The 23,465-nt window shown below is 55.8% G+C and carries 15 protein-coding genes and 1 tRNA gene; 11 read left to right on the plus strand and 5 right to left on the minus strand.

From position 1 onward, the window contains the following. The first annotated feature begins 36 nt into the window (after positions 1-36). The 10 genes from rpmG (at position 37) to rpoC (ending at position 13,383) form a co-directional block, all read left to right on the plus strand. Positions 37-189 carry a 50S ribosomal protein L33 gene (gene rpmG / locus IPM21_07200; protein ID MBK9163682.1) on the plus strand — a complete coding sequence of 51 codons (153 nt, stop codon included), beginning with the start codon at positions 37-39 and terminating at the stop codon, positions 187-189. A gap of 71 nt (positions 190-260) precedes the next feature. Then, a tRNA-Trp gene (locus tag IPM21_07205) sits at positions 261-336 on the plus strand. Between the two features lie 77 nt (positions 337-413). Continuing rightward, positions 414-656, plus strand: a complete 243-nt coding sequence (secE, locus tag IPM21_07210) for a preprotein translocase subunit SecE (protein MBK9163683.1) — start codon at positions 414-416, stop codon at positions 654-656. Between the two features lie 12 nt (positions 657-668). Continuing rightward, positions 669-1,229, plus strand: a complete 561-nt coding sequence (nusG, locus tag IPM21_07215) for a transcription termination/antitermination protein NusG (protein ID MBK9163684.1) — start codon at positions 669-671, stop codon at positions 1,227-1,229. 121 nt (positions 1,230-1,350) lie between these two features. Beyond that, on the plus strand, positions 1,351-1,749 hold the full coding sequence (rplK, locus tag IPM21_07220; GenBank protein ID MBK9163685.1) for a 50S ribosomal protein L11: 399 nt from the start codon (positions 1,351-1,353) through the stop codon (positions 1,747-1,749). A gap of 102 nt (positions 1,750-1,851) precedes the next feature. Next, positions 1,852-2,544, plus strand: a complete 693-nt coding sequence (locus tag IPM21_07225) for a 50S ribosomal protein L1 (protein ID MBK9163686.1) — start codon at positions 1,852-1,854, stop codon at positions 2,542-2,544. Between the two features lie 22 nt (positions 2,545-2,566). Next, positions 2,567-3,439, plus strand: coding sequence for a 50S ribosomal protein L10 (locus IPM21_07230; GenBank protein MBK9163687.1), 873 nt, complete (start codon positions 2,567-2,569; stop codon positions 3,437-3,439). A 270-nt stretch (positions 3,440-3,709) separates the two neighbouring features. Further along, positions 3,710-4,096 carry a 50S ribosomal protein L7/L12 gene (gene rplL / locus IPM21_07235; protein ID MBK9163688.1) on the plus strand — a complete coding sequence of 129 codons (387 nt, stop codon included), beginning with the start codon at positions 3,710-3,712 and terminating at the stop codon, positions 4,094-4,096. 412 nt (positions 4,097-4,508) lie between these two features. Continuing rightward, entirely contained in the window at positions 4,509-8,963 is a 4,455-nt protein-coding gene (gene rpoB, locus IPM21_07240; protein ID MBK9163689.1) for a DNA-directed RNA polymerase subunit beta, read from the plus strand. 121 nt (positions 8,964-9,084) lie between these two features. Next, entirely contained in the window at positions 9,085-13,383 is a 4,299-nt protein-coding gene (rpoC, locus tag IPM21_07245) for a DNA-directed RNA polymerase subunit beta' (GenBank protein MBK9163690.1), read from the plus strand. Between the two features lie 111 nt (positions 13,384-13,494). Here the strand turns inward: rpoC and IPM21_07250 are convergent, their stop codons facing one another. The 4 genes from IPM21_07250 to IPM21_07265 all read right to left on the minus strand — a co-directional run bounded on the left by IPM21_07250 (position 13,495) and on the right by IPM21_07265 (position 18,455). Further along, positions 13,495-15,519, minus strand: coding sequence for a M13 family metallopeptidase (locus IPM21_07250; GenBank protein ID MBK9163691.1), 2,025 nt, complete (start codon positions 15,517-15,519; stop codon positions 13,495-13,497). Between the two features lie 72 nt (positions 15,520-15,591). Next, positions 15,592-16,338 carry a 1-acyl-sn-glycerol-3-phosphate acyltransferase gene (locus IPM21_07255; protein ID MBK9163692.1) on the minus strand — a complete coding sequence of 249 codons (747 nt, stop codon included), beginning with the start codon at positions 16,336-16,338 and terminating at the stop codon, positions 15,592-15,594. Positions 16,339-16,395: 57 nt separating this feature from the next. Next, complete coding sequence (locus tag IPM21_07260) at positions 16,396-17,247, minus strand: energy transducer TonB (protein ID MBK9163693.1); 852 nt, start codon at positions 17,245-17,247, stop codon at positions 16,396-16,398. After that, the gene (locus IPM21_07265) at positions 17,244-18,455 is read right to left on the minus strand and encodes an HD domain-containing protein (GenBank protein ID MBK9163694.1); all 1,212 of its coding nucleotides are present in this window, start codon (positions 18,453-18,455) and stop codon (positions 17,244-17,246) included. The genes IPM21_07260 and IPM21_07265 overlap by 4 nt, the downstream gene beginning before the upstream one ends. Before the next feature lie 225 nt (positions 18,456-18,680). Here IPM21_07265 and IPM21_07270 point away from each other — a divergent pair, with 225 nt between their 5' ends. Next, positions 18,681-19,727, plus strand: coding sequence for a hypothetical protein (locus IPM21_07270; GenBank protein MBK9163695.1), 1,047 nt, complete (start codon positions 18,681-18,683; stop codon positions 19,725-19,727). Positions 19,728-19,953: 226 nt separating this feature from the next. On the opposite strand, the gene IPM21_07275 is transcribed toward IPM21_07270, so the two are convergent. Beyond that, positions 19,954-23,220 (minus strand): TonB-dependent receptor, encoded by a 3,267-nt coding sequence (locus IPM21_07275; GenBank protein ID MBK9163696.1) that lies wholly within the window; start codon positions 23,218-23,220, stop codon positions 19,954-19,956. Positions 23,221-23,465 lie beyond the last annotated feature (245 nt).

The following is a 23,465-nucleotide window of genomic DNA, read 5'->3' on the forward strand; positions in this document are numbered from 1 at the left end:
GCTCACTGCTAACAGCTCACCGCTTACAGAGGTAATATGCCGAGAGATAACATTATTTTGCAGTGCACGGATTGTAAGGAGCGCAACTACGTGACGACCAAGAACAAAAAGAACACGCCGGGTCGGCTGGAGTTCAAAAAGTTCTGTCGCCGTTGTCGCTGCCACACGCTGCACAGAGAAAACAAGTAAATGATGAATGATGAATGATGAATCAAAGCAACGAATTCATCATTCTGCATTCCGAATTCATCATTGGACACAGGGGTATGGTGTCAATGGTTAGCATGGAGGTCTCCAAAACCTTAGGTCCGGGTTCGAGTCCTGGTACCCCTGCCATAAAGTTCTGGGCTCCGTCCGTTTGAGCAGGACAAGTTAGTACGTGCCGGCGGGCTTTGCGGCCAAGGAGATAGAGAGTGTCAGAAACAGCAACCCTGGAAAAGGGCAAGAAAAAAGAAAGCGTTGGCGAATTCATCCAACACACCCGCGAGGAAATGTCGCGGGTCAGCTTTCCCTCGAGCGATGAGGTCCGAAAGACGACGATCATCGTCATCATCGGGGTCATCTTTTTCGCCATTTTCCTTTATTTGATCGATATTTTCTGGGGCTACGTTCTCCAGGGCATAACCTGGGTGTTCAATCAGCTCATCGGTGCATAGGGATATTTGAAGATGAAGCAGTGGTATTTTATCCACACTTATTCGGGGCATGAAAACAAAGTGGTCGAGAGCCTTGCGGCTCGCGTCCGCGATATGGAGCTTGGTGATTTGATCACCTCGATCCTTTTGCCCAAAAAGCCCGTGCTCGATGTTCGGGGTGGTAAGGAGCATGTCAGCGAGGTGCTGATGTACCCCGGATATGTACTTGTCGAGATCGATTGCGACGAAAAGGGCAAGGTTCCGGACAATGTGTTTCACGTTATTCGGGCAACGCCGAAGGTAACCGGCTTTCTTGGCGGCAAGGCCCCGACCCCGCTCAGCCACGAAGAGGTCGAGCAGATCATCCGCCACATGGAAGAGGCGGCGGAGAAGCCGAAACCGAAGTTTACCTACGAGGTCGGCGAGGTCGTCCGGATCAAGTCGGGCCCGTTCGCGAGCTTTACCGGTAAGGTCGAAGAGGTCAATGAGGACAAAACGACCCTCAAGGTCTCGATCACGATCTTCGGCCGTTCAACGCCTTACGAGCTTACTTTCCTCGAGGTTGAGAAGGTAACCTTCTCCGAGGACGAATAGGTAGGTTTTACAAGTTTTGAAGACGGCCCGGCATTGGCCGCGAGTTAAATTGAATGAGGACATTCCCCGCTTTAGGGGATCGTTAATCTAAGATGGCAAAGAAGATACAAGGTTATATCAAATTGCAGATCCCGGCGGGAAGGCCAATCCTGCACCGCCGATCGGACCCGCGCTCGGTCAGCACGGCGTCAACATCATGGAGTTCTGCAAGGCGTTCAACGCCAAGACGCAGAACGACGACCCGGATATGAAGATCCCGGTCGTCATTACGGTTTACGCCGATCGCTCGTTCACTTTTGAAACAAAAACGCCGCCGGCAGCAGATCTTTTAAGAAAGGCGTCCGGCATCCCGAAGGGCTCGGGCAAACCGAACCGCGAAAAAGCCGGCACCATCTCGCGAGACAAGATCCGCGAGATCGCCGAAAAGAAGATGCCCGACCTCAACACGACCAACATCGAATCAGCGATGAAGACGATCGAGGGAACGGCGAAGTCGATGGGACTAACTGTAGAAGGATAAAGGATAAAGGATAAAGGATAAAGTTTAAGATTTTGTCCCTGATCCTGCGGACTTTGCCCTGAGGGAGGGAATTGAACATTCCCGCTAACACCTGGAGGTAAAATGAAACGAGGAAAGAAATACCTCGCTGCGCTTGAGAAGATCGAGCCCGGCAGGAAACATTCGCTTGAAGAGGCGGTCGCAAAGCTCAAAGAGATCGCCTTTGCCAAGTTCGACGAAACGGTCGAATTGACAATGTGGCTCGGCGTTGACCCGCGTAAGGCGGATCAGCTTGTCCGTGGAACGGTCGTGCTTCCGCATGGCCTCGGCGGAGCTGCAAAGCGTGTGGTCGTTATCGCTCAGGGCGATAAGATCAAAGAAGCCGAAGAGGCCGGTGCCGATATGGCCGGTGGCGACGATATCGTCGATAAGATCAAAGGCGGCTGGCTTGATTTTGATGCGCTGATCGCAACGCCCGATATGATGGGCAAGGTCGGCCAGCTCGGAAAGGTCCTCGGTCCTCGAGGCCTGATGCCCAATCCCAAAACAGGAACGGTCACGATGGACGTTAAGACGGCCATCGAAGAGACCAAGGCCGGTAAGGTCGAATACCGCGTCGATAAGACGGGCGTTATTCACTCGCCGGTCGGCAAGGTCTCGTTTGATGATGCAAAACTGGCCGATAACGCCAAGGTACTCATCACCGCCGTTATCAAAGCGAAGCCGACGACCGCAAAGGGCCGCTACGTTAAGAAGATAAATCTTGCGGCGACGATGAGCCCGGGCGTTCTGCTCGATGAGCTTAGTTATTCTTAGTCAGTGAGGTGCGAAAAGAGAAATGAAAACCAGAGAAGTAAAACAAAGAGACCTTACCGCCCTCACGGAGTCGCTCCAGACCGCGAAGTCGGCGATGATAGTCAGCTTTCAGGGACTGTCGGTGGCTAAGGACCAGGAATTCCGAAACAATCTGCGAGCCGCCGGTGCGAAGTACCAGGTGGTCAAGAATACCCTTGCACGCATTGCGGTCAAGGGAACGGATTTTGAACAGGCGAGCGATCACCTCAAGGGTGTTACCGCTATCGCCTGGACGGACAGCGATCCGGTCGTACTTGCTAAGGCGATCTCAAAGTTCATGAAAGACAACGCCGACGTCTATAAATTCAAGACGGGCGTTGTAGATGGAAAGCTGGTTGACTTTAGTCAGGTTAGCGAGATCGCGAGCCTTCCTTCGAAGGAAGAGCTTATCTCGAAGCTGCTTTACGTGATCAATGCTCAGGCGCAGCGTATCGTTACGGTTATCAACGCGGTTCCGCGTGACCTCGCGATCGTGATCAAGCAGATCGGCGATCAGGAAGGCCGTGCCACGGGAGCTCCCGCGGTTGAGGCCGCTCCGGCTGTCGAAGCAGCTCCGACCGAGGAGACTCCGGCGGAAGCGGCACCGGTTGCTGAGTCAGCACCGGCTGAAGAAGCTCCGGTAGCGGAAGCAGCTCCGGCAGAGGAAACTCCGGCTGCTGAGGAAGCTTCGGTCGAAGAAGCTCCGGCTGAAGGGGCTCCGGTCGTTGAGGCTGCTGCCGAAGGCGGTGACGACAACAACGAAGAGGCCGCCGAGGAAGCTCAGGAAACGCGCGAGAATGAACAGGACCCTGGTTCAGAAGAGGCCGAGCAGGCCGCTGAAGCCGAGGGCGGCGAGGAAGCCGAGAAGTCCGAATAAGTTTTAGCCCGGGCGATGCTTTGGCTCGCCCGGGCCGAAAAAGCCGTACTCAGGGAAAACGAGCCGGGTGATATGTCAGGTCACCTGTGCTGCTCGGGTTCAGGTGAAAAGGAGATGCACCCGGTTCATTTGGCCCCATGGGTTCTAGCGGCAAGGCGAGGTAAATAGTGAATCGAAAATAGTGAATAGTTTTTTCTATTCACGATTTACTATTGACCATTTACAACGAGAAAAGAACCCTAAACAGGAGATAGAGTAAATATCATGGCAATCACGAAAGACGACGTAGTCGAATATCTAAAAGGAATGACGCTTCTCGAAGCGTCGGAATTGGTCAAAGAGCTTGAAGAGGTCTTTGGAGTATCAGCGGCCGCTGCCGCAGCTCCGATGATGGTCGCCGCTGCCGGTGCCGGTGGTGATGCAGGTGCTGCCGCTGAAGAGAAGGATTCATTTGATGTGGTCCTTGCTTCGCCGGGTGGCAACAAGATCGCCGTCATCAAGGTAGTCCGCGAGATCGTCTCCGGACTCGGCCTCAAGGAGGCTAAGGAACTGGTCGACAGTTCTCCGAAACCGGTCAAGGAAGGCGTTTCGAAGGACGAGGCCGAACAGATCAAAGCCAAGCTCACCGAAGCTGGAGCTACGGTCGAGGTCAAATAAATTAATCCTTAGGCCAGGGCCGGTTCCGCTATATTTTTGTGCGGAGCCGGTCCGGCTTTCGGTTTTGTTTGGAGTTTGAGAGAAAGACTGCTAAACTCTAAGTTTCAGCAACGGTCGGCCGATTTTCAAAAGACCTCTCGGATAGACGTTCAGGGCAAGGGCCCGGCAGAGCAAAAGCGGCATTTTCTCTGCAGAGCCCGGTACAATTTGGAGAGTGGGTGTCTCTTTTTTCGCGGCACGCTCGTAACAAAACAATCAGCTAAAAGCTGCTTAGAAAGCGGCCGGGGAAAATTTTGCCCTGGGCCGCAATTGGTGTCTTCGGACAAAAAAGCAGCAGGAAGTAACAACTTCCGGCGAATTTTAACAAGGCAAACATAAAGCATTTGCAGGCGAACTGCAACACTTTAACACCATGATCAATAATCCGCTACAACAAGGTTCGGTCGGTCTCGGGGTAAGGACCAGCAAGTCCCCCGAACGCGTCGATTTCTCAAAGATCCAGACCTCGGCACAGATCCCGAACCTGATAGAAGTTCAGCGTGAATCATACAACCGCTTTCTTCAGATGGACCTGATCCCTGAAGAGCGGGATAAGACGGGCCTGAATTCCGTGTTCAGCTCGATCTTTCCGGTGACCGATTTTCGCGAGACGGCGACGCTTGAATACGTCGAGTACCAGATCGGAAACTGGCAGTGCAAGTGTGGCAATCTTGAGGGGCTTGAGCACCTGCGTGCCAATTGTAAGAACTGCGGCTCAAAGATAAAGGTCGACCCCTTCAGCCCGGCCGAGGTCCTGTGCAATAGCTGTATGACCTTTAACGCCGTTCGCCCGAAGCTTTGCTCAAACTGCGGCGAACCGGTCGGCCTGAAGCACAAGCACGACCAGCAGGAATGCCAGGAGCGGGGAATGTCGTACAGCGTTCCGCTCAAGGTCAAGATCCGCCTCACGGTTTATGATAAGGACCCCGAAACGGGAACCTCGACCATCCGCGACATCAAGGAAGAGGATGTCTTCTTTGGCGAGATCCCGCTGATGACCGAGAACGGCACGTTCATCATCAATGGAACGGAGCGAGTTATCGTCTCGCAGCTTCACCGCTCGCCCGGAGTTTTCTTTAAGGGCGACCGCGATGAGTATCTCGCGAAGATCATTCCGTACCGCGGTTCTTGGGTCGAATTTGAGTATGACCAGAAGGGCCTGCTCCATGCACGGCTCGGCAAGCGAAAGATCCTTGCGACCATTTTCCTGCGGGCACTCGGCCTGTGGCTCTCGCCGCAGATCGATATGAAGACCGTCTCGGACAGCATTCTCGAAGAGGTCGTCAAGAGTGCCGAATATACCAATGCAGATATTTTGAAGCTCTTTTACACCATCGATGAGGTCGAGCTCGATAAGGGCAAGGTCTTTATCAAGGTGAAGAAGGACGGTGCCTCGCACCTTGCCGGCCTGCGTGCGGCCGAGAACATCAAGGACGGCAAGGAAGACGTTGTCCGCACCGGCAAGAAGATCACCAAATCGGCCCTTTCCGACCTTCGAAAGCTGAAGACGACACGGGTCGAGATCGACCCAGCAGACCTCGAAGGAGCGGTCGCTCTGGCAGACATCGTCAACACCGAGACCGGCGAGGTCCTGATGGAGTCGAACACCGAGATCTCGACGGCAAAGCTCCAGCAGATGATCGACGAGGGCGTCGGCAGCTTCGAGATCTTTTTCCCGAAGGGCGACGATATCGGCGAGGTCATCGCCAACACGCTCAAGAAGGACTCGATCAATAAGCCGGTCGATGCTCTGCTTGAGATCTACCGCAAGATGCGGCCCGGCGATCCGCCAACCGTCCCGACGGCTTATCACCTGCTTGAAGGGATGTTCTTCGATGCTCGCCGGTTCGACCTCTCGCGGGTCGGGCGGTTGAAGTTCAATATCAAGATGGGCCGCCCGGAGCGCGACCGAATTGACGATCCGCTCCTCGAAGCAAAGGATTTCATCGAAGTCGTCAATTATCTTCTTCGGATGAAGAGGGACAGCGATCACTATTCGCAGGACGACATCGACCACCTCGGTAATCGCCGCGTTCGCGCGGTCGGCGAGTTGCTCGAGAACCAGTTCCGCATCGGCCTTGAGCGGATGGAGCGTGCGATCAAGGAGAAGATGTCGATCCAGCAAGACATGTTCACCACGATGCCGCGCGACCTCGTCAACGCTAAGCCGGTAACGGCCGCGGTCCGCGAATTCTTCGGTTCATCGCAGCTTTCGCAGTTCATGGACCAGACGAACCCGCTCTCCGAAATTACGCACAAGCGTCGTCTTTCGGCTCTTGGGCCGGGCGGGCTTTCGCGTGAGCGTGCCGGATTTGAGGTCCGCGACGTCCACCCGACGCACTATGGCCGCATCTGTCCAATCGAGACGCCTGAAGGCCCGAACATCGGCCTCATCTCGTCGCTTTCGTGCTTTGCCAGGATCAATGAGTTCGGCTTCATCGAGTCGCCTTACCGAAAGGTCGAGGAAGGCCGCGTGGTCGAATACGTGAAGGTTTACAATGGCGGCGATACGCCGTTCAAGCCGCACGAGCACGTTCCGCAAGAGGCTGTCGAGAAGGCAAATAGAAAGGTCGCAAAGGAAGGCGGAAAGGAAGCAGTGTTTGAGCCCTTCCCGTTCTACCTGACGGCTTGGGAAGAAGATCGCTACGTCATCGGACAGGCGAACATCGAGCTCGACGCTAAGGGAGCTATCGTCAATGAACGAAATGCGGCCCGCCGCCGCGGAGAGTTCATCACGGCCGACCGCGACGAGATCCAGTATATGGACGTCTCGCCGAAGCAGCTCGTTTCGGTAGCCGCATCGCTTATTCCGTTCCTTGAGAACGACGACGCTAACCGAGCTCTCATGGGCTCGAACATGCAACGTCAGTCGGTGCCGCTGCTTCGTGCTGAGGCTCCTTATGTTGGAACCGGAATGGAGCGGATCGCCGCCCGTGATTCGGGTGCGGTGGTTATCGCCAAACGTGACGGCGTGGTCGATTATGTCGATTCCGAACGCATCATCGTCAAGGCTGACCATAACGTTGACGGCACCATATCGCGTGAGGTGACGGCCGACATCTATTCGCTGGTCAAGTTCACGCGTTCGAACCAGAACACGTGTATCAACCAGCGGCCGATCGTCCAGGTCGGCGAACGCGTCCGCAAGGGACAGGTCGTCGCCGACGGGCCTTGTACAGACCGCGGCGAACTTGCTCTCGGCCGAAACGTGCTGGTGGCATTTATGCCATGGCGCGGATATAACTTTGAGGACGCGATCCTCGTCTCCGAGCGGCTCGTTAAAGACGACTACTATACGTCGATCCATATCGAGGAGCTTGAGATCGAGGCGCGTGACACAAAGCTCGGCCCCGAGGAGATCACCCGCGATATTCCCAACGTCGGCGAGAATATGCTTCGCGACCTTGATGAATCGGGCGTTATCCGCATCGGTGCTCAGGTCAAGCCGGGCTCGATCCTGGTCGGAAAGGTAACGCCGAAGGGCGAGACCCAATTGACCGCTGAAGAAAAACTTCTCCGTGCGATCTTCGGCGAAAAGGCCGGCGACGTTAAGGACGCTTCGCTCACATGCCCTCCGGGCATTGACGGAACGGTCGTTGACGTTCAGGTCTTTACCCGCAAGGGCCAGGAAAAAGACCAGCGTAGCCTCGATATCGAGGGGATGCAGGAAGATGCTCTTCGCCGCGACCTTGAGGACGAGATCCGCATTCTGCAGGAGCAGCGTGACGAGCGTATCAGTGAGCTATTCGATGGCCGCAAGCTGACGAAGGACCTGACCGAGGACAAGGAAGTCATTCTCAAAAAGGGAACGGCCCTTGACCGCGAAACGCTCAAGACCATTTCGCTCAAGGTGCTTAAGACGGCAGAGGTCGCCGCGGGCAACATTGATATTAAGAGCGAGGTCAAGGAATACGAACAGCGGACCGAACGTCAGATCAGCATCCTCTCGGACATCTACGACGAGAAGATCACCAAGCTGAAGCAGGGCGACGAACTACCGCCGGGCGTTATCAAGATGGTCAAAGTCTTTGTCGCGATGAAGCGTAAGCTTTCGGTCGGCGACAAGATGGCCGGTCGCCACGGTAACAAGGGCGTCATCGCCCGCATTCTGCCGGAAGAGGATATGCCGTATCTTCCCGATGGAACGCCGGTCGAGATCGTTCTCAATCCGCTCGGTGTGCCCTCGCGTATGAACGTCGGGCAGATCCTTGAAACCCATCTCGGATGGGCGGCCCGCGTGCTCGGGTTCCACTTTGCGACCCCCGTTTTTGACGGAGCAAGCGAAGCGGAGATCAAGGAATACATCAAGCAGGCGAACGATAAGTTCGATGACCTTAACCTGCCGAATTCGGTCGGCCCCTCGGGCAAGACTCGGCTTTACGACGGGCTTACGGGCGAGGTGTTCGAGCAGAAGGTGACCGTCGGGTACATTTATATGCTCAAGCTCTCGCACCTTGTGGACGACAAGATCCACGCCCGCTCGATCGGGCCGTACAGCTTGATCACGCAGCAGCCGCTCGGCGGTAAGGCACAGTTTGGCGGACAGCGGTTCGGTGAGATGGAGGTCTGGGCACTTGAGGCCTACGGTGCCGCCCATATCCTTCAGGAACTGCTGACCTGCAAATCGGACGATGTGGCCGGTAGGTCGAAGATCTACGAGACGATCGTTAAGGGTGTTTCGGATTTCGAACCGGGCATTCCGGAATCGTTCAACGTGCTTGTCCGCGAACTGCAGTCGCTCTGCCTTGATGTTGAGCTGATGACCGAGGACATGATCGACCCCGATGCCGTCGTTGCCGGTGTCGATACTTTGGTCGGAGTTGATTAATCAGTCGAGAAAGTCTTGGAAGTCTAGACAGTCTAGGAAAAACTAGGTGTCAATAGCAGCAGACTTCCAAGCTTCCTAGACTTCCTAGACTGTCCAGACTGTCTAGACTTACGGAGATAAAATGTTTCGTTTTAATACTGAAAGCAAAACGCAGCTGACCTCGAACTACGAGGCCATCCGCATCAGCCTCGCATCGCCTGACAAGATCCGTTCATGGTCGCACGGCGAGGTTACCAAGCCCGAGACGATCAACTACCGGACCTTTAAGCCGGAGCGCGACGGGCTTTTCTGTGCCCGCATTTTCGGACCGGTTTCGGACTGGGAATGCCTTTGCGGAAAGTACAAGCGGATGAAGCACCGCGGCGTTATCTGCGACAAGTGCGGCGTTGAGGTAACTCAATCGAAAGTCCGCCGCGAGCGGCTCGGCCATATCGAACTGGCAAGCCCATGCTCGCATGTCTGGTTCTTTAAGGGCCTGCCGTCGCGTATCGGCCATTTGCTCGATATCACGCTTCGCGACCTCGAAAAGATACTTTATTTCGAGACCTACATTGTGGTCGATCCGGGCGAACTGCCGGACCTCAAGGAAAAGGACCTGCTTGCCGACGACCGCTTCCGCGAGCTCTCGCGTGAGTTTCCGGGCCAGTTCGTCGCCAAAATGGGCGCCGAGGCGATCAAAGACCTGCTGATGAAGATCGACATCGAGGAACTCGTCGAGGACCTTCGCCAGCGGATGAAGGACGAGACCTCGCAGCAGAAAAAGCTCAAGTTCTCAAAGCGGCTCAAGGTCGCGAGTTCATTCCTCCGCTCGGGCAATAAGCCGGAATGGATGATCCTGGACGTGCTTCCGGTCATCCCGCCGGAGCTTCGTCCGCTCGTGCCGCTTGATGGCGGCCGCTTTGCGACCAGCGACCTCAACGATCTTTATCGCCGCGTCATCAACCGCAACAACCGGTTGAAGAAGCTGATGGAGCTTCGGGCTCCCGAGGTCATCGTCCGTAATGAGAAGCGTATGCTTCAGGAAGCGGTCGATGCTCTCTTCGATAATGGCCGCCGCGGCCGCGTGCTTCGCGGTGCGAACAACCGCCCGCTCAAATCGCTTTCGGGTGCTCTTAAGGGCAAGCAGGGCCGCTTCCGTCAGAATCTGCTTGGCAAGCGTGTCGATTATTCGGGCCGTTCGGTCATCGTCATCGGGCCGGAGCTCAAGCTGCATCAATGCGGATTACCGAAAAAGATGGCGCTCGAGCTCTTCAAGCCCTTCATCTACAGCAAGCTTGAAAAGGACGGCCACGCCGCCACGATCAAGCAGGCCCGCGAGATGGTCGAGCATCAGGAACCGATCGTTTGGGACATCCTCGAGGATGTGATCCGCGAGCATCCGGTGCTTCTCAACCGTGCTCCGACGCTTCACCGCCTCGGTATCCAGGCCTTTGAGCCGGTGCTGGTCGAGGGCAAGGCGATCAAGATCCACCCGCTCGTCTGTACGGCGTTCAACGCCGACTTTGACGGCGACCAGATGGCGGTCCACATTCCGCTCTCGCCCGAGGCGCAGATCGAGGCAAGCGTTTTGATGCTCGCTTCAAAGAATCTACTTTCGCCGGCGAGCGGCCAGCCGATCACAGTACCTTCGCAAGACATCGTTCTCGGCTGCTATTACCTAACGCTCGACCGCCCCGAACTCGGGGGCGAAGGCAAGACCTTCGGCTCGGTCGATGACATTCTGCTCGCCCTTGATGCCGGTGTCATCGAAACGCAGTCGCGGATCAAGCTTCGCTGGCGTGGCGACCTGATCGACATGCTGACCGAGCATAACAATCAAGACGTTCTCCGTGCGACCATCCAGAAGGATGTTGACCGGCTGATCGAGACGACTCCCGGGCGCGTCATTCTTAATGAACGGCTGACCCGAGACGGCCTACCGTTCGTCAACGGAACGCTTAAGAAGAAGGGCTTGCAGTCGCTCGTTCAATTCTCGTACCTGATGCTCGGCCGCGAGAACACGGTCGCTCTTCTCGATGACCTCAAATCGATGGGCTTCCTTTATGCGACGAAGTCCGGTATGTCGATCGGCATCGATGACATGGTGACACCGGCAAGCAAGCCGAAGATCATCGAAGACGCTCGTAAAGAGGTCGATAAGCTCCAGAAGCAGTACGAGGACGCGACCATGACCAACATGGAACGCGAAAATAAAGTTACTGCGATTTGGTCCGAGGTGACCGACCAGGTCGCCAAAGAGATGTTCAAGGCGATGCACGCCCGCGAAGATGAGCGGAAGGAACTTAACCCGATCCTCGTCATGGCCGATTCCGGAGCCCGCGGTTCGGAAGCACAGATCCGCCAGCTCGCCGGTATGCGCGGCCTGATGGCCAAGCCTTCGGGCGAGATCATCGAAACGCCGATCGTTGCCAACTTCCGCGAAGGGCTCAACGTTCTGCAGTACTTCATCTCGACGCATGGTGCCCGAAAGGGCCTCGCCGATACGGCGCTCAAGACGGCCGACTCCGGCTACCTGACCCGCCGCCTTGTGGACGTCGCACAGGACGTCATCGTCTCCGAGCAAGATTGCGGAACGATGAAGGGCATCTGGGCAGAGGCGATCATCCGCAACGGCGAAGAGGTCGAATCTCTTCGTGACCGAATTGTCGGCTGCACTTCGCTCGACGACATCATTGACCCGGTCGACGGCACGACCATCGTTGAAGCGAATGTCGAGATCAACGAAGACCTGGCGGCTGCGGTTCAGCTCTCCGGTCTGCAGAAGGTCCGCATCCGCTCGGCGCTAACTTGTGAGAGCCGCCGCGGCATCTGCGTGAAATGCTACGGCCGCAACCTGGCGACCGGAAACACCGTCGAGATCGGCGAAGCGGTCGGCGTTATCGCCGCTCAGTCGATCGGTGAACCGGGAACGCAGCTCACGATGCGTACCTTCCACGTCGGCGGAACCGCACGGCTTGAGTCTGAGACCAAGCATGAGGCCGCAATGGACGGAACGGTCAAGTTCCTCGGCGATTGGAACGTAATTAAGAACCGCAAGGGCGAGATGATCTCGATGAAGCGGCAGCCCTCGGAGCTCGGCCTGCTCGATGAGCGCGGCCGCGAGGTTGCTCGCTATAAGATGGTTTACGGTGCCCAACTCCACGTCAAGGACGGGCAAAAGGTCAAGCAGGACGACGTGCTCGCCACGTGGGATCCGTTCACCTTCGCCATCCTGACCGAGGTCTCCGGTACGGTCAAGTTCCAGGACCTTAAGGAAGGCAAGACGGTCGAGCAGGAGATCGATAAGGTTACCGGCCAGATCCGTCTCGTCGTCAAGGACTCGGACGAAAAGAACCAACCGCGACTTGAGATCCGTAAAGGCACAAAGATCCAGAAGACCTATCAGATGCCGATCCGGGCAAACCTTCAGGTAGTTGATGCTCAGGAGGTCGAGGCCGGCGACGTCATCGCCAAGATCCCGCGTGAAACCACCAAGACGAAGGATATCGTCGGCGGTCTCCCGCGTGTCGTTGAGCTCTTCGAGGCACGGCGTCCATCGGAAACGGCTGTTATGTCCGAGATCGACGGAATCGTTACGCTCGGCACCATCTCAAAGGGTAAGCGAAAGCTCTTCATCACCGGCGAGGACGGCGAGCAGCGTGAATACGACATCCCACGCGGTGTGCATATTAACGTGCAGGAAGGCGACCACGTTAAAGCGGGTGAACCGCTGATGGACGGGCCGCTCAACCCGCACGATATTCTCCGCGTGCTTGGTATCGAGGCTCTTCAGAACTACATCGTTAGCGAGATCCAAGAGGTTTACCGCCTCCAGGGCGTTACGATCAACGACAAGCACATTGAAGTGATCGTTCGTCAGATGCTTCGCTGGGTCAAGATCAAGGACGTCGGCGACAGCAACTTCCTGATGGAAGAGCAGGTCGATCGCTTCCGTTATGAGGACGAAAACCGGCGTGTTCGCGATGAGGGCGGGACGGCCGCCGTTGGCGATCCGCTGCTGCTCGGCATCACGAAGGCATCGCTTTCGACCGACTCATTCATCTCGGCCGCGAGCTTCCAGGAAACGACCCGCGTGCTTACCGAAGCCGCCATCTCCGGCCGCGTGGATTATCTCCGCGGGCTTAAGGAGAACGTTATCATGGGCCGTTTGATCCCGGCGGGAACCGGTATGAAATACTACCGCAACGTCAGGATCGATCCGGATGCGACCGAGAACCGCAAGGTCGAGGATGAGTTTGATGAACTCGACATCCGCGGCGGATTTGATCTGCCCGTGATCGCCGATGTTCCCGGCATCATTGAACCGGACCTGGAAGATGATGACGATCTTGAGGAAGATGACATCATCGAGGACGACTCGGAAGACCTCGAGCTCGAAGAGACAGTCGAACTCGAGCTTGATGATGATGACGACATTTAGTCGATCTTCGAGCCTTCGGGTTCGTTAGCAAAATGGGAAAAGCCCCGGCGTTTCGCACGTCGGGGCTTTTTGCTTAGATCGAGGCGAGTCCGGAAACTGGCCGTTGATCGCCTACCAGATCGAACAGCGGTTCGCCCGGACCATCGGTTGTCCGGCCGAGCAACTGAACGCCTGCTGGAACTGCGGCATGTTCGAGAGCGGCCCGTTGACACGCCATTTCGGCAGCGAGTGCGGGCCGGTCTGTACCTGCCGCCGCTCGGCTTCGGGCGTATATTTTGAGGCCCAGATCTGTCCCCAACCGAGGAAGAACCGCTGCTCGGGCGTAAAGCCGTCGATCTCGGCGGGCTTCGGCTTTCCTTCGAGCGATCGCATAAATGCATCCCACGCAACACTTAGCCCGGCAAAGTCACCGATGTTCTCGCCGAGAGCAAGACGTCCCTGCATAAAGAGCCCCGGCTGCACCTCGTATTCATCCCACTGCTTGATGAGGCACGCCGCCCGCTCTTCGAACTGCGCACGGTCGGTCGAGGTCCACCACATTTTCAGGTTGCCTTCGGAGTCGAAACGGCTGCCCTGATCGTCAAAGCCGTGCGTGATCTCGTGGCCGATAACGCCGCCGATCGCTCCATAATTGACAGCATCGTCGGCTGTGAAATTGAAGAAAGGCGGCTGCAGAATGCCGGCCGGGAACGTGATCTCGTTATTCACCGGCGAATATGAGGCGTTGACGGTCGAAGGCGTAAAGCCCCAGCGCGTCTTGTCACGCGGCTTTCCGAGGTCCGCGAAATTGCGGCGGACCTGAAAGCGATTCGCTGTCAAAACATTGCCGGCAAATGAGGCACGGCCGACCCGCAGCCCCTTGTATCCGCGAAGCTTGTCCGGGTATCCGATCTTTCGCTTAAAGGTCGAAAGCTTCGTCTGTGCTTCCTGCTTTGTCGCCGGGCTCATCCATTCGAGGTTTTCGATACGGTTCTTCATCGCGACCATCAGGTTGTCGATCAACTCGTCCATCCTCGCCTTCGCCTCGGGCTTGAATTCGCGGCGGGCATATTCCATCCCGAGTGCCTCGCCGAGAACGCCGTTAACGGTCTGCACACACGTCCGCCAACGCGGCTGCTGTTCTTTCTGTCCGCTCAGATAGCGGCCATAGAATTCAAAATTCGCATCGCGAAAATCTTTCGAAAGCGACGGGGCAGCCGAGTTGACCAGCATCCAGCGGAAATAGGTCTGCCAGTCTCGCACCGGCGTTTCGGTCATCATTGAATTGACCGCGTCAAAAAATTTCGCCGGTGCCATATTGAAACGCCTTTCCGGAGCGATCCCGCGGGCACGCATATAGCTTGCCCATGCGACATTCGGAGCCGCCTTTTCAGCCTCGGCGAGCGTAACCATGTTGTAGCGATTGTCCGGGTTCCGAAGCTCGATGGGCGTGAGTGAAGCATTCGCGAGTGCCGTTTGCAGCAGCATAACGGTGTTCGCATTCGCCTTTGCCTGCGCGGGCTCGTCGCCCATTAGCTCGAACATCTTCGCCACATGCTCGACAAATTTTTGTCGCGTCTCGATGGTCTTCGCGTCTGTATTCGTATAGTAATCGCGGTTCGGCAGGCTCAGTCCGCCTTGATTGGCGTTGATGATAACGGCGTTCGAGTCCTTGAGGTCCGGGCCCGCACCGAAGCTATAGATCGAGGGAATGCCGGCGTTGTGAAGCATCGCGAGTTGCCGGCGGACATCGGCCGTGGAACGCATCGCCGCGATCTGGCCGAGCATCGGTCTGATGGGCGTGATGCCGGCTCGCTCGATCGCCTCTTCATCCATACAGGTCGCGTAGAAGTCACCGATCAGTTGCTGGTCGCTTCCTCTGCGTGCCTTCGCGGCCGAGGCGGTCTCAAGTACTTCACGCAAGATCTCATTATTTCGTTCGCCGAGGATGTTGAATGTACCCCACCGAGCTTCGGCCGCCGGTATCTCGGTCGTCCGCAGCCAGTTGCCATTGACGTATTGGTAAAAGTCGTTGCAGGGTGAAACGCTTCGGTCCATCCGCGAGGGGTCAAAGGCCGGAACGTCCGCAAATGCACTTACCGAGAAACTGAAGGCCACGGCAAATGCGAGCACTGTACGCAAGGGTCGAGTGAACATAGATATCTCCTGAAATAGCCAGATTTGCAAATAAATACGCGGGCGAAAGCCAAACGGTTTCGGCTTTCTGACCTAAAGGACCGGGATAAAGCTTTGCTCGACCTTTCGGTGAAGCTCGCCTGCGAGTTCCTTTCGGTCGGTCCGGATGATCGGCTCCGAGCCGAAGACGACCGTTGCCTCGTATCCCGATAGCGAAAACATCCGCAGCATATGCCTGAGAAACGGCGTATCGTCCCACCAGCAGATGTAGTCGCTCGCCGGGCCTTCGCCCTCGGGTGTGCGATAGCTGATCGCGGCATATGAGACCGGCACGTCGCTCTTGGCCGCAAACTCAAAAAAAGACGACCGGAAGGGAAGCACCTCTTCACCCTTTGTGCTCGTGCCCTCGGGAAAAACGATGATGCCTTCGCCGCCAGAAAGTCGATCAATGATCGCCCCGCCCGCTCGCGGAATATCCCGCCGATTGCCGCGGTTGATAAAGACCATTCCCATATCGCGCATCATTCGCCCGGCGAGAAACCAATCGGCCAGGTCGTGCTTTGCGACAAAAACGCCGCTTGCCGCCGCCCGCAATATCGGGATATCAGCATAGCCAAGGTGATTTGCGGCGAGAAAGAAGGGAGCTGTCGGCGGTTCGCCGATCACATTGAGCCGAACTCCAGCGATGCGGATGAACGAGCGTGACCAAAGGCTAAATGCCAATTGCCGCCAGTATATTTTGTTTGGAATGAAGAAAGACGAGACCCACCACGCGTAATAAATGCCGAACGAGGCAACGACGAAAAGCACGAAACGAATTATGGCTCGAATGTGATTCATGGAGAGCAGGCTGTGGCGATCCTTTGGAAGACCCTCAGAAAGCCCGCCAATGAGGCATCAGGGTTCTTCGCGTTCGACTTTCGTAAAATTGTAACGCAGGAGCACGCGTGCGGGCAATGGCTTGCCGTCACGCTCGCCGGGCCGCCAGTTCATCGCTCGGATGGCCTTATCGACCGAGGCCTCGAGGCCATAACCGGCCCAACGGGTGAATTCGATCCGGGCGACACGGCCCTCGGCGTCAATATCAACTTCGGCATCGACCGTCGCCTGAAGGCGGAAACGCGAAGCTTCGACCGTATATTCAGGCCGAAGGCGGCGATAGGGCATCGGCGGGCGAACGCCCTTGGCGGACGGCGTGTCGATCACTACAAGCCCCTCGATCTCATCATTAGAGTCAAGCGATGTGTCTTCCCGAACCGCGATCGAACCGCTCTCGCGGATGCGGGCGGCGATCTCTTTCGAGCGAGCTAGGAGCTTGTTCGCTGCCACGCTTTCCGAATCCTCTTCAGCCGATACGAGAAACCATTCGGCAAGCCTACCGGTCCGAGCACTTACGACAAAGACCGCCGCCGCCGCTTCAAAATAACGGTCGCGGCCGAAGGCACTCCGTCTTATGATCTCGGCGTGTATCAAAACAATGATGTCCGCTCCGATGACGCGGCCTGCACGCCGGGCGTCCTCGGCCGTTTGATTGAATGGTGTTTCGATACCAAGCGTGCCGAACGCGGTCTCGGCGGCCAGCCTGTCAACCGCATCGGTTCCAAGAGTTGTGATAACGCCATCCGCAAGCCGGGCCGAAAGCTCGCTCTTGTCCGGTGCGATCACCGCATAGCGTGCCGCAAAGCTCGGCACCGCCGCGAAACATATCGCGAGAAAAACGGCGGCGAGCGATGTGCGGCGTGTCGTCATCGGCGGTGGTAAAGGTCGGCGATCTCGCGGCGGAGTTCATCCGGGAAGCAGAGTCGATGGATTCGGTAGCCCTGCTGAAGCCCGCGGACAGCAGAGCTGACCTCGGAGATCTCGCGTATCTGCGGACGTGCGTAGCCGTCTTCAACGTAGATCAGGTTCTTCGGCTGCGACGAATCGGCGGTGTAAAAATTATGCTCAATGTCCCCGCCCGTATCCTCAAGAAGGTAAAACTCGGGGTCGAGGCCCGCGGCCGCGACGGCCTCGCGGGATCGCTCAACAAACTCTATCCGTTCGGTCTCCGGCATATCGAGGTCAAGGGCCTTGAAAAGCCGCCGATTCAGGAACCGAAAGGCAAGATCCGCAAGCACCGCATCGGCAGAACTCTGCCATTGCTTTATGTGAAAAATGAAGTCCGAATCGTCGATCGCCAAATGTTCTCCGAGCGAAAGCTTCGTTCCGGAGAGTATCTTTTCAAAGGGCGTCCCGCTCGCGAACCAGATGTCGCCGCCCTCTGCAAAGACCTTGAGGGCACGTCGGAGCAGCGACTTCAGGACCATCTCCGCTGCACGCAACGTCCGGTGGAAATAGACCTGGCGGAACATATAGTAACGCGCCTGCAGATAATCTTCGACCGCGTAAATGCCTGGTGCCGAGACGTAAAGCTGGTCTTGGTCCCCATTGATCTCAAGCGATTTCACGATCCATTCAAGGTCGTAAACGCCGTACTTGACGCCCGTCATCAGCGAATCGCGAAGGAGATAATCCATCCGGTCAACATCTAGCTGCGACGAGACGAGCTGAGCGAGCGCCATCGGGCGAAACGTTCCCTGAATGATCGCGGCGACGCGGCCGGGAAGTTCCGTGTCCACTTCGCGAAGCACTTGGCCGACTTCCGTATCGCTGCTCAGGACGCATTCGACCGTGAAGTCCTCGTGATGAAAACCGAGTATCGATTCAATGACGTGCGAGAAGGCCCCGTGGCCGACGTCATGGAGCAGCGTTGCGGCAAGAACGGCCGTGCGGTCGGCGGGCTCGATAGGGTATTTTTCTCCGAGCCGCCAGATTATCCGCGAGGCGAGATGATAGGCACCGAGGCTGTGCGTGAACCGCGAGTGCTCGGCTCCCTGATAGGCAAAATGCGCCAGCCCGAGCTGCCGCACCCGCCGCAGCCGCTGGAACTCAGGCGTATCGATCAGACGAATGATCAACCGCCCGTCCGGCTCATCGCCCCGGACGCGAATAATATTATGGACCGGATCGCGGTATATACGTTCTGACAGATTAATGTTACCTCACTAAAAACGGTTCGCAGGAGTCGCGCCGATTATGCTGATTCTATCAGCAATAAGACAAAAAACTATGCCACACGTTAAATTGGTGCTACTATAATCCCAATCTAATACTATATTTGACCCGGTCATTTGGAGGTTCCTATGGGAAATAGAAGTCGGCTGTTCGATGCAAGACGCGTCGTGATCGTTCTTTCGGTTTTTGCCCTATTGAGTGCGGCCGCTTCGGTATTTGCGGCAAGCACCATACAGGGTACGATCTACGACAAACGGCGAACCCCGCTTATTGATGTAGATGTAGAGTTGCTTGATCAGTTCAACCGTCTCGTTCAGCCGGGTGGGCGTACAAAGACCGACGGGGCCGGGACCTATATTTTTGGGGGCCTTTCTGATGGCCGCTATACGGTTCGCGTTTTGCCGTTTCGGTTCGACCTCGAGGATCAGGAACGATTGGTCACCATTGAATCGCAGAACATCCGCGGAGGGGAAGGCACGGTATTTCTTGTCGAGGATTTTTTCTTATCGCCCAAGAAAGGCGGTTTGGCCGACTCGGAATTGGGGGTTGTTTTTGCACAGGAAGTGCCGGAGGCCGCTCGCAGGGCCTTCGAACGGGCCGAGCGTGACTTTTCAAAGGGCCGCCGAAATGAAGGCTTCGCTGCATTGAATGAAGCGCTTTCAGCGTTTCCGAAATACTTTGACGCCCTCCATCGTGCCGGGAAGGAATTATTTTTCATGGGCAAGTTTGAGGACGCTGTCCCTTTTCTCTTGCGTGCCGCCGATGTCAACAATAAGAGTGCGTATTCTTTCTACTACCTCGGTGTTTGTCTAAGCTACCTGAAAAAGGACTATCACAAGGCGGCAAATACTGCCCTGACACAGGCAATGTTGCTCGCTCCGCAATCAGCTCAAGTTGCCTTTAGTCTAGGGAAGGTTCAAAGGTCTCTGGGTAAGTTTTCTGAAGCGGAAGCGAATCTGCTTAAAGCGAAAAGACTGACTCGTACAAGTATTCCTGAGTACCACAAGGAGCTCGCTCAGTTGTATGCGAATGATATGAAAAAGTTCAAGGAAGCAGCAGATGAGCTTGATGCTTACTTGAAGGCATCGGACGCCAAAGGCCCCGAAGCGGACGAGGTGAAAAGGTTGATATCTACTCTGCGTGAAAAAGCCAAAACGCAACCCGGTAAGAGCTGATCAGGGAGCTAAATGAAAAGATAAAAGATGCCCGAACCCGATGTGGTTTCGGGCTTTTTCTTTGGATTTGAGAGTGCCTGTCGATACCTAACTAGCCCCTCGGGGCCGTCTTATGCCGAGCCGTCCTGCGCAGGATCAGTTAACGGGAACGGATGACCAATTCGAACCGATATGAAAAAAGGCCCGTCCGAAACCGGACGGGCCTGAGTCGCTTTCTAAATCAGAATTAGAAGAAGAAGCGGAAACCAAAACGCACGCTTCGCGGGCTCTGGAAAGAATTAGCAAGACCATAAGTACTGCTTCGGCCGTTGCTGCCAGTGCCCTGAGCGGCAATGTAGTTGTTGACGAACTGCTGGATACCGCCAAGGTTGAAGATCGTGTTAAAGACCGCTGTTTCCTGCACTGCGCCGGAATCAGTCGGCAATCCACACGTCGTACAACCGCCGGTCCTCAACGTGCCAGCATTGAAGTTGGTCGTGTTGATCGCCGTCTGGGCTCCAAGGACGTTGTTTTCATCAAACAGATTCTGGAAATCGATGAACCCTTCAAGAGTGAAGCGTGCATCGCGTCCGAATTTGTAGCGATGGTTGATCGAAAGGTCCGTTTCCGTGAACATCTCCGTGCGACCGAGGTCGCCGCGGCCGTTCAGGATCGACGTTGTAACACTATAAAGGTTATAGATCGTCGTCAGCGGCGTTCCCGACTGGAATGTGGTGAACGCTGAGACCGTTGTCCGGTTGATGTTCGACCCCATCCAGTTGAAGCTGTAACCACCGTATGCCTTGAAGACATGCGGACGGTCAGTAGCCAAACGGCCGTCGTCCGGCTCGCCATTGGCGTTGAAGCCAAGCATCGGCAAGTCGAAGAAACGGTTTACGTTCGGGCTGTTGCGGCCGCCTTCATCCGAGCTGGCCAGACCTGAATAGTTGCCGAAAAGACGGCTCCAGGTATAGCTGGCACTGAAAAAGTAATCGGTCGCACGCTTGTCGAGACGAACCTCGACCGCGTCATACTCTCGGATAGCTTTCGGACACGGAAGGCCTCCCGAAAGTGCGATCTCGCAAACGAGTCCGCGTCCGGGATTTCCGATGATGTAAGCTTCCGATCCTTGGTCATTGAAAACACCTACGTCTTCGATCGCACGGTCAACATTCTTATGCGTGTACCGTCCGCCGATGAGGAAGTTACGACCAAGTTGATGGTCGATGCCGAAGGTGTATTCGCTCTGCCGGGCAGCAACAATATCCGGATCGATGGCACCGGTCTCGAAGATGTCGGCACCTGCGAGATTGGTAGCGATACGGAAGTCGAACTGACAGACAGAGTATCCCGGTCCGCCTACGATCGGGCATGTACCGCCGATCGGATCCGGAGCTCCACCAAGGATGTTGTTGAAGTTGTAGCTGGTGTAAAGGGCACCGCGAGCCGGCGTGAGTTCAAAGAAATCGCGGCGGAAGAAATCTCCACCGAACGAACCACGCGGAAGCTCATACTTGAAGCGGTCATAGAACCAGCCATAGTTACCATAGAGCTTGGTCTTGCCATTACCGGTAAGGTCAACAGCAAAGCCAAGACGCGGCGAGATCTTGTCTCCCCAGCCAAACTCAATGGCGTTCGAACCTTCGCTTCCAAAGTTGGGAACCACTTCGTTCTCAAAACGGACGCCAAGGTTGAGGGTCAACCGACGAACCGGCTGCCACGAGTCCTGAACAAAGATACCCGTGTTGTCGCTGCTGGCTTCGCCAACCGTTCCAAATCGGGTCATTAGGCCTGCACCATAAACGCAGCCGGGAGCCGGCGGTCCACCCGCAACGCAAAGCGGGCCCGACGCAGCAACCGGTGCAAGAGCACTGATCAAACGACCGTAGAACAACTGGATCAGACCGAGATCGGTATATCCGCGTTCGACGGTATTGAAGAGTCGATTGTACTGGAAGCCGACCTTGATGTTGTGTGTTCCGCCGGCTTCAACGCCAACGAAACCTACGTCGCCGTCCAACGTTGTACGAGTTGAAACGTCAAAGTTTACCTGTGAGTTGCTAGCAACGTTCTGGAAACCCTGAGCACAGCCTGTCTCGGCCGGTGTGATCACCGTCTGCGTAACCTGGCTGCAGAGAACGCGTGTCACACGGGCAAGTCCGTATGAACCAAGCTTCTCATTCAAGAAGCTGCGACCGCCACGAACATTGATAATGATCTTGCTCGTCGGCATATAGGTCATCTGACCATTGATCGCGTTTGCGTTCTGACGTCCGCCCTGTTGACGAAGGAGTTCGGCACCGCTAAGTACGCCGGTCGTTCCGCCAAAGTTAACCGACTGCGGGGCCGATAGGCCTTCGGTCGAAGCAGGAAGCAGACCCTTCTGAACCGTCGGGTTCCAAAGAAATGTTCCGAAAAAGCGTAACTTCTGGGTCGGGGATGCGTCGAGCCGAATGTTTGCATACTCCTGACGAACCGTATTGTTGTACGAGATCGTTTGGAGGGGCGTGCGGTTCACATTCGGGTTCGGCGTTCCAAAATAATCAATGGTTCGGGTCGTTTCAAAGATCTGGGGGGCATATGTAGCCTGGAACCAGAATTTATCTTTAACGATCGGTCCGCTGAACTGGAAGGTAGGGAAGTAATCCGTTCCACCGTCTGACGGGGGCTGGAAATACTCGAAAGTGCCGGGGCCGTTCGTTGAGTCGAATTTATTCAGAACCTCACGCCGGTCACCTTGAAGCTGACCCGGACGGAACGAGATACCGAAGTTTCCGCGCCACTGATTGTTGCCGCCGCTGGTGACAACGTTGACGATACCGCCGGTGGCTCCGCCGTATTCAGCTTCGTAACCGGTCGATTTTACCTGGACTTCTTGAACTAGCTCGAATGGAACGTTGAAGTTGCCATCAAGCGATCCGGTGCGGAAGTTCGTTACTTCCTGGCCGTCGATGATGAACACGTTCTCTGAACCTGATGCACCGTCGATCTGGAATCCACCGCCGAGAGCCTCAGGGCGAACGTTCGGAGCGATCTTGAGCAAGCTGGCAAAGTTGTTGCCGCTCGGCAGATCCTCGATCACGCGTTGTCCAATGGTGGTGTCCACCTTGGTTCCGCCAAGGTCGATCTGAATCGTATCAGAGGCAACGACATCAACGGTTACGCCCTGCTCACCAATTTCTAGTTGAGCACTCGCATTTGCCGTCGAGTCAATGCTTACAACGACCTCTCGACGCGAGGTCTTAAAGCCCGTGCCGGTCGCTGTAATTTCGTAGGCTCCAGAAGGAACCTGGCTAAAGCGGAAAACACCATTCGAATTGGTCGTCGTAGTTTGCGAGAAACCAGTCGTCGTACCAATACTGCGAGCCGTCACGGTAGCGTTGGGTACAACGGCTCCGTTCGGGTCTGTGATGGTGCCTTCAATGTTACCTGACGTTCGCTGCCCAAATGTCATTGCCGTGAGGCAAAACATAAAGGCAAGAACCGTAACAATAGACTTGAAGTTCTTTATCATTTTTTTCTCCTGTAGAAATTAAGAATCCGCTCTAAAAGAAAATCCCGCGCCTTTCTTACAAGCAAAGGCAAGCAAGTGCGGCAAGCGGTCCTCCTCGAGGCAGTTCTATAAAGGAAGGGGAAGCCTTTCTTTTTTCAAATTTGTAAGACCGAAAGTCGGGGAAGCTATCCTCCCAAAAACGATCTCGAGGCTGTTTCAGTTATCCAATGTGCTCAATTGTGTGGGAAGCACTATCTTAGGCCGAA

This window comes from Acidobacteriota bacterium (assembly GCA_016716435.1).
Lineage (GTDB): Bacteria > Acidobacteriota > Blastocatellia > Pyrinomonadales > Pyrinomonadaceae > OLB17.

Coding starts and splice junctions, on each gene's coding strand:
- IPM21_07255 (MBK9163692.1), bottom strand. CDS start 16,338: ATGAATCACATTCGAGCCATAATTCGTTTCGTGCTTTTCGTCGTTGCC.
- IPM21_07270 (MBK9163695.1), top strand. CDS start 18,681: ATGGGAAATAGAAGTCGGCTGTTCGATGCAAGACGCGTCGTGATCGTT.
- IPM21_07225 (MBK9163686.1), top strand. CDS start 1,852: ATGAAACGAGGAAAGAAATACCTCGCTGCGCTTGAGAAGATCGAGCCC.
- nusG (MBK9163684.1), top strand. CDS start 669: ATGAAGCAGTGGTATTTTATCCACACTTATTCGGGGCATGAAAACAAA.
- rpmG (MBK9163682.1), top strand. CDS start 37: ATGCCGAGAGATAACATTATTTTGCAGTGCACGGATTGTAAGGAGCGC.
- rpoC (MBK9163690.1), top strand. CDS start 9,085: ATGTTTCGTTTTAATACTGAAAGCAAAACGCAGCTGACCTCGAACTAC.
- IPM21_07250 (MBK9163691.1), bottom strand. CDS start 15,519: ATGTTCACTCGACCCTTGCGTACAGTGCTCGCATTTGCCGTGGCCTTC.
- rpoB (MBK9163689.1), top strand. CDS start 4,509: ATGATCAATAATCCGCTACAACAAGGTTCGGTCGGTCTCGGGGTAAGG.
- IPM21_07230 (MBK9163687.1), top strand. CDS start 2,567: ATGAAAACCAGAGAAGTAAAACAAAGAGACCTTACCGCCCTCACGGAG.
- IPM21_07260 (MBK9163693.1), bottom strand. CDS start 17,247: ATGACGACACGCCGCACATCGCTCGCCGCCGTTTTTCTCGCGATATGT.
- IPM21_07275 (MBK9163696.1), bottom strand. CDS start 23,220: ATGATAAAGAACTTCAAGTCTATTGTTACGGTTCTTGCCTTTATGTTT.